General features: G+C 57.5%; 11 protein-coding genes. 4 read left to right on the forward strand and 7 right to left on the reverse strand.

All coding sequences use genetic code 11. The annotated features are described in order from the left end of the window. Positions 1 to 117: 117 nt before the first annotated feature. On the forward strand, positions 118 to 1,254 hold the full coding sequence (locus DSM3645_RS27810) for a hypothetical protein (protein ID WP_002651282.1): 1,137 nt from the start codon (positions 118 to 120) through the stop codon (positions 1,252 to 1,254). A gap of 143 nt (positions 1,255 to 1,397) precedes the next feature. After that, positions 1,398 to 1,700 (forward strand): DUF4339 domain-containing protein, encoded by a 303-nt coding sequence (locus DSM3645_RS06540; RefSeq protein ID WP_002651283.1) that lies wholly within the window; start codon positions 1,398 to 1,400, stop codon positions 1,698 to 1,700. 37 nt (positions 1,701 to 1,737) lie between these two features. Here DSM3645_RS06540 and DSM3645_RS30410 read toward each other — a convergent pair whose 3' ends face one another. The 5 genes from DSM3645_RS30410 to DSM3645_RS06560 form a co-directional block, all read right to left on the reverse strand. Continuing rightward, positions 1,738 to 1,905, reverse strand: a complete 168-nt coding sequence (locus tag DSM3645_RS30410) for a hypothetical protein (RefSeq protein WP_154657801.1) — start codon at positions 1,903 to 1,905, stop codon at positions 1,738 to 1,740. A gap of 490 nt (positions 1,906 to 2,395) precedes the next feature. After that, positions 2,396 to 3,196: a creatininase family protein gene (locus DSM3645_RS06545; protein ID WP_002651285.1), complete on the reverse strand. Its 801-nt coding sequence runs from the start codon at positions 3,194 to 3,196 to the stop codon at positions 2,396 to 2,398. Between the two features lie 61 nt (positions 3,197 to 3,257). Continuing rightward, positions 3,258 to 5,069, reverse strand: a complete 1,812-nt coding sequence (locus DSM3645_RS06550) for a hypothetical protein (protein WP_002651286.1) — start codon at positions 5,067 to 5,069, stop codon at positions 3,258 to 3,260. Between the two features lie 138 nt (positions 5,070 to 5,207). Continuing rightward, on the reverse strand, positions 5,208 to 6,212 hold the full coding sequence (locus tag DSM3645_RS06555) for a sugar phosphate isomerase/epimerase family protein (protein WP_040351661.1): 1,005 nt from the start codon (positions 6,210 to 6,212) through the stop codon (positions 5,208 to 5,210). Between the two features lie 616 nt (positions 6,213 to 6,828). Further along, positions 6,829 to 8,352, reverse strand: a complete 1,524-nt coding sequence (locus DSM3645_RS06560) for a sigma-70 family RNA polymerase sigma factor (protein WP_002651289.1) — start codon at positions 8,350 to 8,352, stop codon at positions 6,829 to 6,831. 543 nt (positions 8,353 to 8,895) lie between these two features. Between DSM3645_RS06560 and DSM3645_RS06565 the strand changes: the two genes are divergently transcribed. Further along, positions 8,896 to 9,684 (forward strand): enoyl-CoA hydratase/isomerase family protein, encoded by a 789-nt coding sequence (locus tag DSM3645_RS06565; RefSeq protein ID WP_040352210.1) that lies wholly within the window; start codon positions 8,896 to 8,898, stop codon positions 9,682 to 9,684. A gap of 234 nt (positions 9,685 to 9,918) precedes the next feature. On the opposite strand, the gene DSM3645_RS06570 is transcribed toward DSM3645_RS06565, so the two are convergent. Continuing rightward, a complete protein-coding gene (locus DSM3645_RS06570) occupies positions 9,919 to 11,205 on the reverse strand; it encodes an IS4-like element ISBlma3 family transposase (protein ID WP_040351662.1) in 1,287 nt (428 codons plus the stop codon). A gap of 98 nt (positions 11,206 to 11,303) precedes the next feature. Then, a complete protein-coding gene (locus DSM3645_RS06575; protein WP_202594925.1) occupies positions 11,304 to 11,570 on the reverse strand; it encodes a ribosomal protein L7/L12 in 267 nt (88 codons plus the stop codon). A gap of 247 nt (positions 11,571 to 11,817) precedes the next feature. Between DSM3645_RS06575 and DSM3645_RS06580 the strand changes: the two genes are divergently transcribed. Beyond that, positions 11,818 to 13,158 carry an MFS transporter gene (locus DSM3645_RS06580; RefSeq protein WP_002651295.1) on the forward strand — a complete coding sequence of 447 codons (1,341 nt, stop codon included), beginning with the start codon at positions 11,818 to 11,820 and terminating at the stop codon, positions 13,156 to 13,158. Positions 13,159 to 13,170: the final 12 nt, after the last annotated feature.

A 13,170-nucleotide genomic window follows, 5' to 3' on the forward strand; every position in this document is an offset into this window, starting at 1 on the left:
TGGGCATGCCTGACCCGCAAAACTTCCCCTTAGTTGAAACTGGCCGCCTGCGCAGCCAGAATTAAGAGATAGCCCGCCAATTCACATTCGCCTGCCTTGCTTAGTTTGGAGCCTTCCATGTTGCGTTCGCTAGCCACGTTTCGAGTTCTTGCCGCTACGATTTGCTTTTGCGTCGTGCTGTCGTTCTCGGCGCGCCAAGCCGCGGCAATTCCTTTCTTCTGGGAAGTTTTCGAAAAGCAATATGTCCATGCGGACGCCAAAGATGACAAGGTGAAACAGTTCTCGGCCGCTGCGGCAGCCGCCAAGTGCAATGTTTGTCACATCGACGGCAAGTCGAAAAAAGAACGCAATCCCTACGGAGTCGCGTTGGCCGAAACGCTGAAAAAAGAGAACTTCAAAAAGGAGCGAATCGAAGGGGAGCGTGACAAAGCGGAAGCGGAAGTGATCGCCGCATTGGAAGCGGCCTCTGCCCAGAAAGAGAACGACAAGGCGAAACCGTTTGGCGAATTGATCGCCGCCGGATCGTTGCCGAGCGCTGCCGCCGAAGCGAAACCGGAAACGCCCAAAGAAGAGATGAAGCCGGAAGAGGCGCCGAAAACCGAAGAAGTCGCCGCGCTCTCCCCCGAAGCGATCGCCAAATTCAAGGCCGAGCTACGAGCCGAAATGGAGGCCGAACTCGCGGCCGCCAAAGCGGCGCTATCGGCCGCAATTCCCAAGATGTTGGACGCGACGGTAACGGCGAATGAAATTGCCGCCAAATACCCTCAGGCGCCGATCGACGAACAAGCGGAAGCCGAAGCGATGAAGAAGATCGCCGAGTTTGGCGGCACGATCAATCGCGTCGCGCAAAGCAGTGACGCCAAAGTCGTGACCTACCATCTCTCCGACAAACCGGTGCATGACGAAGCGCTCGCGCCGCTGCGCAAAATCGGCAATGTGGTCGAGATCAATCTGATGGGAACCGAAGTGACCGACGCCGGGCTCGAACATTTAGCCGGCCTGAAGCAGCTAGAACGCTTGAACCTGGCGAAGACGAAAGTGACCGACTCGGGACTACGGTACTTGGCTGCTTGCGAGAAGCTGAGCTATCTCAACTTGTATGCAACCGAAGTAAGCGACGCCGGCATCGATCATCTCTACAGCTTGCCCAGCCTGCGTCATCTTTATCTTTGGCAGACGAAAGCGACGCCAGAAAGTGCGAAGCAACTCTCCGCAGCGATCCCCGGTTTGAAGGTAAATCTCGGCTCGATGTAGGAGGGCGCTTACGCGATCTTCACAAGAGCTTTACATGCGAAAGAAAGTTCCAGTTCTTTGCCGATTGGAGAGAACCGAACGTTTTTGTCGTCGTACTGGAGAATGGAGTACTCTATCCATCCTTACAGCGAAACAGAAACAAGATGTTTGCCGAAGCTCTTCGCGGTTTAATCATCCGCGTGACGAAGGGTCCGGCCGCCAGCCCGCCGCCCCAGCAGTCAACTCGCAAACCGCAGGAAAAGGGAACCTACTACATCAAATTTGATCCGCACGCGCCGGAGACCGGACCTTTCACCAAGTCCGAACTACGCGCGTTAGCGGCAGATCGTTTGATTCACAAACGTTCGCTGATCCGATCGGGCAAAACCGACTGGTTTCAGATTTCGAACGTCAAAGGTCTCGGACTTCCTCTGATCGAGCCCCCCTCAGGCGACAAAGTTCGCTAGCGCTTGCCTGCCTGACAGTCAGCCTGATCGTCGCCCCTTACAGCAGCGTTGAAAAAATCAACGCTGCTGACATGGCGGTCACTCCGATCAAGACCAGACTCTGGACGAAAAGCGAAGCAATCTTGGCTTTTTGCATCTCCAGGTCTCCTCGTTTCGCAGCAATGGTAATGGTTCTGGCTCGTGGGGCACTCTTTTGCGACATCATCGTTTTCCTCCTGAAAAATGGTGCTCCTCAATAAATAGCATCCCGCGTGCCGAACTGCGCAAAGAATGATGCAAATCACATAAGTCTCATCGCGACAAGCGTTTGGCCAATTCGCTTTGGCGCAAACGATAACCGGCCTTGCCATTTTCAGTGCGACTGTCTCATGCTTGCGTCTCATTTTGAGAGGAAAACGGGGGAGCCGTCGCTCACTTTTTGGGCGGGCCCATTTGTGCGAGTCGGGACGAAATTGCGCCTCGAAGAGATGGCATCCACGCTAGGCTAGAGAACTTTTCAGCGAGCTGAACCAAGCGTCCCCTTTCGCTCCGGCTTCTCTCCCAAATCAGCCGCACGGCGTTAGCCGCGGTTTCTGACAGGAACGTATCGTCGACGGAAAATTGGAGACAAGAAACCGCAGCTAATGTCGTGCGGCTAATGTCGGCATGCATTTCACTCTCACCGTCGGCTAGCAGGAAACCGTGCTAGGCTAGACTCACGACTTCTCAAACGGAAACGTCTCGTCAATTTCCGCCGCCGACAACTCCACCAAAAACTTCGCGAGCCGCTCAGTCATTTTTTCCAGCAGCTTCTCTCCCTTTTCGGCCGTCGATGCATGCGGATAGCCAGAGCCGCTGTTGGTGGTCAGCAGATGCCAAGGTCGCGTGATCGAGACCCAGCCTTGTTGCAGCGCCTCAAACTGCATCGCGCGCTGACTGCCGGCGTCCGCGTTGAGCGTGCCGTCGGCGTTTTTCTCGACCAGGTGACCCTGGCAGGCCATGATCAGCGACGTTTCCATCTCGCCTGCGTGATCGTCCATGTGCTCGAAGATTTCGTAGTAGTCTTCCGGCGATAAGATGCGGAACCAGTTGCAAAGAAAGAGTTGCGCTTCGGTCTTGCCGTACAGCTCGCGCAGCAACGGTTTGAACTCGTTGCCGCCGTGACTGTTGAGCAACACCACTTTGCGAATCCCGCTTTCGACCAGCGACTTCACCAGATCGGTCACCAACAGAAACAACGTCGAAGGGTTGACGTTCATCGCCAACGGAAACTGGTTCATGTTGGTTTCGGTGCCGTAAGGCATCGTCGGCAACAGCACGACTTTCGCGCCTTGCTGGTGAGCCGCGGCGCAAATCCGCTCGCCGATGACGGTCCCTTCGTACATGTCGGTGCCGTAAGGGAGATGCAAATTGTGCGGTTCGGTCGCGCCTAGCGGCAACACGGCGACCTCGTACGGATTCTCTTTGACGTATCCGTAATTCACTTCCGACAAGATCCAAGGACGCATTTCGCTCATAGCGGCATACCTTCGGCGGGGACTGAGGGGGCGAGAAAGCAGGAAGCCGCTATTCTAACGGCTATTGGGCGCCAACCGTAACCTGCAACATCGGCATGGCCTGCTGCAATTTTGCAATGCCGTCAGCCGTGGTCGACGTGCGGCGCAAATCAAGCGCACGTAGTTGCGCACAACGGATTAGTTCGGCCAATCCGGCGTCGGAGATCTTGGTGACCGCGAGTCGCAAAATTTGCAAACGCTCAAGTTTTGTCAGCGGTTGCAGACCATCGTCGGTGATCGCCGTGCCGCTGAGATCCAGTTCGCCTAGATTCGCCAACTGCGAGATCGTCGGCGTCGCCGCATCGGTCGTCGCGGTGCCGCCGAGTCCCAGATCACGCAGACGCGGCGTTTGCAGTTGCTGCACGCCGCGACTCGTCACGCGCGTGCCGGTCAAGTCGAGCCAGTCCAAACGCGGCAGTTGCGCGATCGCTGCGAGACCGACATCGGTCACCGCCGTGCGACCCAGCGCCAGATCAACGGTCGGACCCTGGGGATCCAACTGGGCGAGCATCGCGTCATCGACTTCCAGAAATTTGGCGTAGTTCTCGTCGATCTGGTTGGCCGATAGCCCGGTCGTTTCTTCCAGCGATCGAGCGTGATCCCTCCGCAAATAGATCGTGCGGAGATACTCGACAAACTTGCTGCGATGCAGGGCGGAGTCGCCATCCATCAGGTAGTGCGCCAGTCCCGCCGCTTCGCTATAGAGAGGCCGAATGTCGGCATGCTTTTGCAACTGCTCACGCGACAGAGCGCTTAGCTCTTGCACCGGCAGATGAAAGTTGCCGACCAGGCGGCGATTGCGGGCAAACTGCAAACGGGACGCGTCGAAGCCGCCGATCGTGCAATAACCGTCGAACATGCGAACCGACTCCATGTAGAGCGCGGCGCCTTCGATCGCCCAGAAGTTCGCTTCTTGGCCGATGTCGGCCGGGGCCGAGCGGTACTCATGAAAGAGTTGATGCGTCGCTTCATGCAGCCAGGTCGATTGAGCGGCCGCATCGTCGGAGGCGAAGAAGTAGGCCTCTTCTTTGGCGAAGAGATAAATCCCCAGCGTCATCGCCGCTTGCGGCTCAAGGGGAGTCAGATAGTCAACGTACTCTTGCTGCGAGCGGAAGTAGGCGATGTGAAACTTCTTGCGGCTGGGACTAGGCGTTTGGCCGTCAAAGTAGCTTTGCAACTGACGACGATTGCTCCAATAGTCGAAGAACATTTGCTCCCAGGCCGAGTAGAGCAACTCCAGCTTTTCGGCTAGCGCCAGTCCGGCCGCTTCACTGTGATTGGTGCTGATCTCAAAATGGGGCGATTCGATCAACCAATACGTTTTCGCCGGCCAGGGAAATTTGGGATGGTCCAACCGCAGTTGTTTCACACGCGTCGTCACGCCGGGGCGCCGCCAGACGCCGCTCACTTGGCGATAACCCAAGATACGTCTGGCTTCGGCATGATCGGGATTCTCACGCAATACGTCATGCACCAAGCGATAGGCGACGTCGGCCCGCTCGGCGGCCAGCTCTTGGTGGGCCAGTGCAAACAGTTGCTCGGCGTACGCGTGCCGTAGCGCCGTCAGCTTTTCGTACCAGAAGGCGATCAGTTGCGTCGGTTGGCCGGTCGGCTGCAGCGGATCGCTCTCGGGGACCAGCACCGCATAGTTGTAGATCGGACGACGTTGCAAATACCAATCACGCGTCGCCGCCGCTTGCGGCGCCATCTTTAGCTCGTCGCACTTGTCGGCCAACTGCGTCAGTTCGCTTTGAAAGCGTACGTCGATCGTCGCGCGATCCAAAGTTGGATCGGCGGCAAGCAGCGACAAACTGATCAGCAACGGGGCGAACACAATCGGCGGCTTCAGAGGGGAGGGACAGGCGAAGGCGTATCTTTTAGTCTACTTTCTCGCTCCCAATCGCGCAGCAAAAAGGCCGCTGGAAACGCGCCAGCGGCCTGGTGGTCGTACCGATAATAGGGACGATTTCGCTTATTGCTTCTCTTTGTCGAACGCTGCGTCAAATGCGACGTTGCTGGGGGCGAAGTCAATTTCGCGAACAAACTGGCAAGATTCTTGGGCGCCATGCATGCGGTCCATGCCCGAGTCTTCCCATTCGATCGCGAGCGGGCCGTCGTAGCCGATATCGTTCAGGGCGCGGATGATTTCTTCAAAGTTGACGCCGCCGTGACCAGGGCTGCGGAAATTCCAACCGCGGCGATGATCGCCAAAGTCGATGTGGCTTCCCAAAATGCCGCTGCGGCCGTTCAGCGTGACGATAGCGTCTTTGATGTGAACGTTGTAAATCCGCTCGGGGAACGCGCGAATGAATTCGACGGGATCAACGCCTTGCCACAAGAGATGGCTGGGATCGAAGTTGAAGCCGAACTCCTCGCGATGCCCGACCGCTTCGAGGGCCCGCTCGGCCGAATAGAGATCAAAGGCGATTTCGGTCGGATGAACTTCGAGCGCGAATTTCACGCCGCACTCGCCAAAGACGTCAAGGATCGGATTCCAGCGATCCGCGAACAGTTGAAATCCGTCGTCGATCATTTTGGGCGGCACCGGCGGAAAGCTATAGAGCAAATGCCAGATGCTGCTGCCGGTGAAGCCGTTCACGACGCCGACGCCAAATTTTTGGGCGGCGCGAGCGGTCGCTTTCATTTCTTCGGCGGCGCGAGCATTGACGCCGGCCGGGTCGCCATCGCCCCAAACGTAATCAGGCAAGATCGACTTATGACGTTCGTCAATCACATCGCAAACGGCCTGGCCGACCAGGTGAGCGCTGATCGCATGGCATTGCAGATCGTATTTTTCGAGTTGCTCTCGTTTCTTCTCGCAATAGTCCCCTTCGGCGCCGGCGCGATCGACTTCAAAGTGATCGCCCCAACAGGCGAGTTCCAGGCCGTCGAAACCAAATTCGCGCATCGCCTTGGCCATGTCGTCCAGTTTCAAGTCGGCCCATTGACCGGTAAACATCATCACGGGGCGTGCCATGTGGAGCTCCTCTTAGGCGTCTTAGAAGAAATAGAAGGGGGTGAGAGACTTGCGTGCGACTCAATCAGACCGCCGCGGGACGCGTCGCAGCAAACAGGTATTTTGCCCCTTAGCGTGTCGGCGTGCAACCTGTCGCCGCAGGAGCACATTTTGAAGCGGCGCTGATGCAAGTCGCCGGCGTCTATTACTCTTCGTAGCCCGCAGCGCCAGTTTTGAAGTTGCGACATTTTCCTGGTTGGCCGCGATAGCTCCGCTATCGGGGCGGCGCAGCCGTAAGCGGCATTGATTCCTGGTGTGCAGTTCCGGGCCATTTCGCGATTACCAATGACGTCGCAACCATCGTCGCCCAGCCCGTAGCGAGACTCCGTGGCGGAACACCAGCCAGAGGCGCGAGCCGATGGAATGCGGCTGGCTACTTCAATCCGAGTCGGGATCGCCGACCGCATTCCCTCGTTGGCGCAGCGGGCTAGTGTTGCGTCACGCGACAATTTTCGGGCGCGATGCTGGAAAGAAAGTTCCGCGGGCAAGAAAAGGAGGAGAGGGCAAGTCCGATGGTTGTCGCCTGGCGGACTCGCCCTCTCACGCACCCTAAGATGGATGGCCTGCGGTTCAGGCCTTATGCGGTCTCGGCATGGTCGGCGACCAATTCTTCGGCGCCTTCCAAAAAGCTAGCCAAGCCGCGGCTGCGGTAGGGCTGTTGAAGTTTGCGAACCGCCTTCGATTCGATCTGGCGAACGCGTTCGCGCGTGACCGAGAAGATCTTGCCGACTTCTTCCAGCGTGTACGAGTAACCGTCGGTCAGGCCATAGCGAAGACGAATGATTTCGCGTTCGCGATGATTCAACGCTTCCAGCACTTCGCACAAGCGATCTTTGAGGGCCTGCTGGTGGGTTTCGTACAGCGGGTCTTCGTCGCGATGATCTTCGAGAAATTCGCCAAAGAAGCTGTCGTCGTGATCGCCGACCGGTTGGTCAAGCGACAAGGGGTTGCGATTCATCTTGAGAATGACGCGAGCGTCGTCGATCGACAGACCGGCACGTTCGGCGACTTCTTCCGCCGTCGGATCACGGCCGAGTTCTTGCAGCAGATCGCGAGTGACGGCGCGAACTTTGCCCATCGTGTCGATCATGTGAACCGGCACGCGGATCGTGCGGCTTTGATCGGCGATCGCACGAGTGATCGCCTGGCGAATCCACCACGTCGCGTAGGTCGAGAACTTGTAACCACGTTGGTACTCGAACTTGTCGACCGCACGCATCAGGCCGGTGTTGCCTTCTTGGATCAGGTCCAGGAAGCTCAATCCACGGTTGCGGTACTTTTTGGCGATCGAGACGACCAGACGCAGGTTGCCCGCCGACAGCAAACGCTTGGCGGCGTCATATTCTTCCTGGAATTCGCTGATCCGCAGCAAGCGACGACGCAGCATCGTGGGGCTTTCGAGCGTCACTTTCATCAGATAGCGAAGCTCGGTCCGGAGTTCGTTGACCGTTTGGCCGGTGCGAGAAACTCCCGCTTTGGTCGCTTCGTCAATCTGGCCCAGTAACGTATCCATCCGCTCCGAGATTTCCCGCAGCTTCGGCAGCAGGGCCGAGATCTTGTTGGTGCGAAGATTTAATTCTTCGATCAGGCGAACCGCTTTAGCGCGGCGACGGATCATGTTTTTCGACGCGGCGCAGCGCTCCGCGAGCGAGGCCGTTTTGCTGATGACCACTTTGAAGTCAGTAACGTTGCCGGTGAGCAGCTTGCGGAGCGTGACCAGATTCGGTCCGATCCGACGCATGATGTTCTTTTTCTCTTTGGCGTTGGTGACCGAGACTTCGACGGTCCGATCGAGACGCAATTTGCCGTCGCGAACCTGTTCGAGCAGTTGAACCGATTGTTCCAGAATGAAGTCGTTCGAGATGAACGCATGACGGAAACGAGTTCGCCAAAATTCGATCTGACGAGCCGCGTCGACCTCTTCCTGGCGCGAGAGCATCGGGATCTCGCCCATCTGCATCAAGTACATGCGGATCGGGTCATCGATCTGGCTATCGTCGCTGGGGTCCTCGAACATGTCTTCTTGCTCTTCGGCGGCGTCGGCCGGAAAGCGAGCGGCGGGGTCTTGTTCGAAGTCATCATTGTCAAAAGCGTGAGCCATAGGTGCGTTCTCCTCGAGAGTTCTGACTGGGCGACCGCGAGTCAGCGATCAGGCGACGATCCACATAGAAGCAGCGTCCGTGCCGAACCCATAGTGAACGGTCGTTAATCGACCTAAACGCAATCCCTCACACGCTTTAAAAATATCCTGCTGCACCTCCCTGGCGGCTTCCGTGTTGCCGGAGAGCATCATCCGGCATGGCTTAGTGATTACGAACAACGACAAAAAACCTCGGATGAGTGAAACGGAGGGGGGGAAATCAGGCCTGAAAAACTCGATAGAACTCTATCAAGCGTTAATAACTAAGGTGTTTCTCAATCTGCGAGAAGTTCCGCCAAACTGCCGGAAACATCGACGTTGAAAAGACGCAACATGTTCGATTCTTCACACATCCTCTGGGCGGGGATATTCCCTGAGTGAAAGAATTCATCGTAAATCATTGCAGTCATACGACTTGCCGCGATTTCGCGAAATTCGCTATCATAAGACTTTCGAAACTATTCCAACTGTCCTGCGCAGATTGCCGAGGCTAGCGTGATCAAAATGAGCGAACCGATCGTCCTCGTGAAGAAACATGTCCCCCTCGGCACGATCCAATTGAACCGGCCCGAGAAGCGCAACGCGCTCTCGCGCGTGATGATCGAAGAGCTCGAACAGGCGTTTCGCGATTTGCATGGAGAGAAAAGCGTGCGCGCGATCGTTCTGACCGGGGCCGGCAGCGCCTTTTGCTCCGGCTTGGATCTGGCCGAAATGCACGCGGCTGCCGGTGAAGAGGACTCCTTTGATCGTTGGCGCGACGATGTCGTGCGGCTCCGCGATTTGTACGATCTGATGCTCCGCTTTCCCAAGCCGATCATCGCCGCGGTCAACGGTCCAGCCGTCGCCGGCGGCGCCGGTTTGGTGTTGGCGTCCGATTTTGTGATCGCTTCGCCGACGGCGACGTTTGGTTTTCCAGAGCCGCGTCGCGGCGTGATCTCGGGGCTTTGTGCGCCGCTTCTCACTTTCCGCGTAGGTGGATCGCAGGCGGCTCGCTTGTTGTTATTGGCCGAGACAATATCGGCCCAGCGCGCCGAGTCGATCGGCATTTTTCAAGAGATCCTGCCCGACGAGAAGCTGTGGGCCCGCGCGATGGAAATCGCCAAAGAAGTCGCCCTCTCGGCCGCCGAAGCGATTCAGCTTACCAAGCGAATGCTGAACGAAACGATCGGCGAAACGCTCGAAACATTTCTCGCCGCCGGCGCCGCGGCCAGCGCCACGAGCCGCACGACCGAAGCGGCGGCCGAGGGGATGAAAGCGTTTCTCGAGAAACGAGAGCCAGAGTGGCCGACCTGAACGGCGGGCGATGCAAGTCGCCGCCGCCCGTTCATCTGCGTAGCCCGAAGTGCAAGTTTTGCGGTTGCGATTTTCCGAAACAAGCGCACATTAGCCAGAGGCGCGAGCCGATGGAATGCGGCTGGTTACTTCAATCCGAGTTCGGATCGCCGATCACCATCCATCGGCTCGCGCCTCTGGCAATTTGTAGGTCAGGCCTTGGCCCAATGATGTTCGGCACGGCGTTTGCGAAATTTACGGCGGGCGTTTTTCCATTGCTTCCAGGAGTTCTTCTTCGTCGGCCCAACCGGCGAAGTAAAGGCAGATCATCTCGAACTTTCGACGAGTGAGATCTCCGCCTGTCGTCAGCGCCAACAGCAAGCTGGCGATGATGGCGCAGTAGAGTTGGATTTGGACCCCAGCTGTTTTTGCGGAGAGCAGTTTTTTGCAGCCTAAGACTTGCTTGAGAAAGCGAAAGAACAGCTCCACTTCCCAGCGATGTTCGTAGAGTCGCACGATTTCTTCGGCCGTGAGATCCATCAGCGTCGTCGCCAGCACTAGTTCGTCGCGGCCTGTCTGGTCGGTTCGCACGCGACCTTGGCGGGCCGAACTGGGGCGATCCGCTGGGGGAATCAACTTAATTCGCCGCATTGGATGATCGCTGCCAATTTTACTGGCGCCGCAGTTGCCTCCCATTGTGATCAGTTCATCGGCGACGATTCCCATCGCAATTGCTTCCGCCGAGAGCGGCGGCAGTTGGATCGGCTCTCTGACTTCTCCTTTTTTCGGCGGTTTCAGCAGTTTTCCATCGGTGCGATTCAGCCGGCAGATGTAGTCATGGCCTGCAGTATGGATCTTGTTAAACAGCTCGGCGGAACGGTAGCCGCGATCCATCAAGAAGAGATGGCCTTCGTCCGACTGAGGAATATCGATTTGATCTGCGGCAATCATTTCCGCCAGTACGTCTCGTTCAGCGCGTCCTTTCGCCGACGGTTCCTCGGTCAGCTTTGAGGCGACAGGCTGACCGTCCAGCACGTGAACCAGCGCATGAAAGCGCCATTGTCCTTTCTCCTTGGCGGCGATTCGTCCCACGATCTGCGGCAAAGCGGTTAGCACCGATCCGTCTACGGCGATCAATCGTTCGACGGTTCGATCCGAAGCGCGCCCCGACCGTGGCTCCGACGACATACGTTGCTGATGCCAGCGCGAGCGAAGGTCTTTGATGATCCCCTCCAGCAACCGAGGATCGAAGATGGAAGAAGCCTCCGAGAAAGAGCCGTCCGCGACTTTCTTACCCCCAGTCAGCTTGGCGATCTTCTTCACCCCAGACGCCGCCACAATCGCGCGAGCCGATTCCAAAGCGGGATTGAACAGTCCTACCAAGATTAGAGAGGCGTATTGGCTAAACAACAGTCGCCGATTGCCGGCTTTATCACGTTCGGTGCCCGACGCAGAAAGCTTCGCCAGCAGCGGAAACACCTGCCGAAGCATCGCAGCGCCGTGAGCCGAAAACTCCGTAGGCAGTTTCCGTTTCTTGGCCATCGTCGCTCCCTCGAAAAACGAGAAGTGTACACGACGATTTCTTGGCGCAAAAAGCGTGCCGAACATCATTGGGCCTTGGCCTGACGACGCAGCGAAGACTACGCCAGCAACCAAACCGTCCCCGCGCCAATCGTCGTGGCGGCCAACAAGATCATGCCGCTGCAGCCGACGGAGCCGGCTTTGTCGAGTTCGCCGTCGGCGACCATTTGCTGCTCGATCTGCTCGACCATCTCTTTCGAATCTTTCAGCCCGCGTCCGGTCTCCTCCCGCAGCAATTTAATCGCTTGGATCTTTTGTCGGGCTTTGATCAGGCGTTTGATTTCGTCGAGCTGTTGGCTGGGCGATTCTTCGTTTTCTACGTCCACTGAAATGACTTTCTCAAGCGACATACGAGTTTGCGAATGGTACCGAAGTGTAGCCTATCCCACGCGCTTGCCAATTCGAGCGGGCAAACTACCACTTGCCGGGGGAAACAGATGTAACAATCTTGTCGATTTTGCCGTGATGGCGCCTTGTGTAGCGGTCGGCGGCTCTTGAAAATTCTTCGTGACGGGTTGAAGCAGTCTTTCGGCTGTTGCCCCAGTCGTTCTCCACCCATTTCGGCTCCCCCTCATGTCGAATCTCCCTCGCTTAACGCCTGTTCAGTGGACTGTTTGCGTGATCGCGTCGATTGGCTTCGCCTTCGACATTTACGAACTGTTGATGCTGCCGTTGATTGTGCGGCCGGCGCTGCAAGAGCTGATCGGCGCCGCGCCGGGCACGGATGAATTCAACTTGTGGGTGGGGCTCCTCTTCTTCGTCCCGGCGATGGCCGGCGGCGTGTTTGGGTTATTGGGAGGCTATTTGACGGACTTGTGGGGACGTCGCCGCGTGCTGGTCGGCAGCATTTTGCTGTACGCCGTTTCAGCCGCTGCGTCTGGTTTCAGCACGTCGGTCACGATGTTGTTGGTCTTACGTTGTTTCACCTTTATCGGCGTCTGCGTCGAGTTTGTCGCAGCGGTCGCCTGGCTGGCCGAACTTTTTCCCGACGTCAAACGGCGCGAAGCGGTGCTCGGTTTTACCCAAGCATTCTCGTCGCTGGGGGGGATGTTGGTGACCGGCGCCAACTATCTGGCGATCCATTACGGATCGCAACTTCCGGCGATCATGGAAGGGCACGAAGCGTGGCGCTACACGTTGATCTCCGGCGTTATCCCGGCGATTCCCTTGCTGGTGATTCGGCCGTTCCTGCCGGAGTCGCCGGCGTGGGCCGAAAAGAAGGCGGCCGGAACGCTCAAGCGGCCCAGCATCGCCCAGCTCTTTTCGCCCAAGCTGCGGCGGACGACGATCGTCACCACGATCATGTTCGCCTGCTCGTATGGCATCGCGTTCGGCGCACTGCAGCAAACGCCGCGCATTGTGCCGGGTTTGCCGCAGGTGAAAGAGATGACCGCCGGCAAGCCGGTTCCCGAGCAGAAAAAGATTGAACAGTCGGTCGCCGCCGAAGTGAACGGCGTGCAGGAAATCGGTGGTTTGGCGGGACGATTCGCGTTGGCGATCTTGGCCGTGGTGATCGTCAGTCGCGGACTGTTGATTCGGTTGTTCCTGATTCCGGCGCTCTTCTTTATTCCGCTGCTCTACTTTTTTCCGGCCCGTGACAATCTTACGCTGCTGCATTACGGCATTTTCTTCGCCGGATTTTTGACGGTCGGGCAATTCAGCTTTTGGGGGAACTATCTCCCACGCGTCTATCCGCTCCATCTACGGGGGACGGGTGAAAGCTTCGCCGCAAACATCGGCGGCCGCATGATCGGCACTTCGTTCGCCTTGGTTACGTCGCTGTTGGCGAGCTGCATGCCTGATAAATCGACCGCACTGGCCGCGGGGACCGTGGCGCTGTTTGTTTGTCTGGTCGGGGCGATCTGCTCGTTTTTCTTGCCGGAACCGCCGGCGGAAGATCTGAGCGACGACTAGAGCTGGCGCCAT

This window comes from Blastopirellula marina DSM 3645 (assembly GCF_000153105.1).
GTDB lineage: Bacteria > Planctomycetota > Planctomycetia > Pirellulales > Pirellulaceae > Blastopirellula > Blastopirellula marina.

Bases quoted from the DNA above. Each gene is read 5' to 3' on its own strand.
- DSM3645_RS06570 (WP_040351662.1), bottom strand. From the start codon at position 11,205: ATGGCCAAGAAACGGAAACTGCCTACGGAGTTTTCGGCTCACGGCGCT.
- DSM3645_RS06565 (WP_040352210.1), top strand. From the start codon at position 8,896: ATGAGCGAACCGATCGTCCTCGTGAAGAAACATGTCCCCCTCGGCACG.
- DSM3645_RS27810 (WP_002651282.1), top strand. From the start codon at position 118: ATGTTGCGTTCGCTAGCCACGTTTCGAGTTCTTGCCGCTACGATTTGC.
- DSM3645_RS06555 (WP_040351661.1), bottom strand. From the start codon at position 6,212: ATGGCACGCCCCGTGATGATGTTTACCGGTCAATGGGCCGACTTGAAA.
- DSM3645_RS06560 (WP_002651289.1), bottom strand. From the start codon at position 8,352: ATGGCTCACGCTTTTGACAATGATGACTTCGAACAAGACCCCGCCGCT.
- DSM3645_RS30410 (WP_154657801.1), bottom strand. From the start codon at position 1,905: ATGATGTCGCAAAAGAGTGCCCCACGAGCCAGAACCATTACCATTGCT.
- DSM3645_RS06545 (WP_002651285.1), bottom strand. From the start codon at position 3,196: ATGAGCGAAATGCGTCCTTGGATCTTGTCGGAAGTGAATTACGGATAC.
- DSM3645_RS06580 (WP_002651295.1), top strand. From the start codon at position 11,818: ATGTCGAATCTCCCTCGCTTAACGCCTGTTCAGTGGACTGTTTGCGTG.
- DSM3645_RS06540 (WP_002651283.1), top strand. From the start codon at position 1,398: ATGTTTGCCGAAGCTCTTCGCGGTTTAATCATCCGCGTGACGAAGGGT.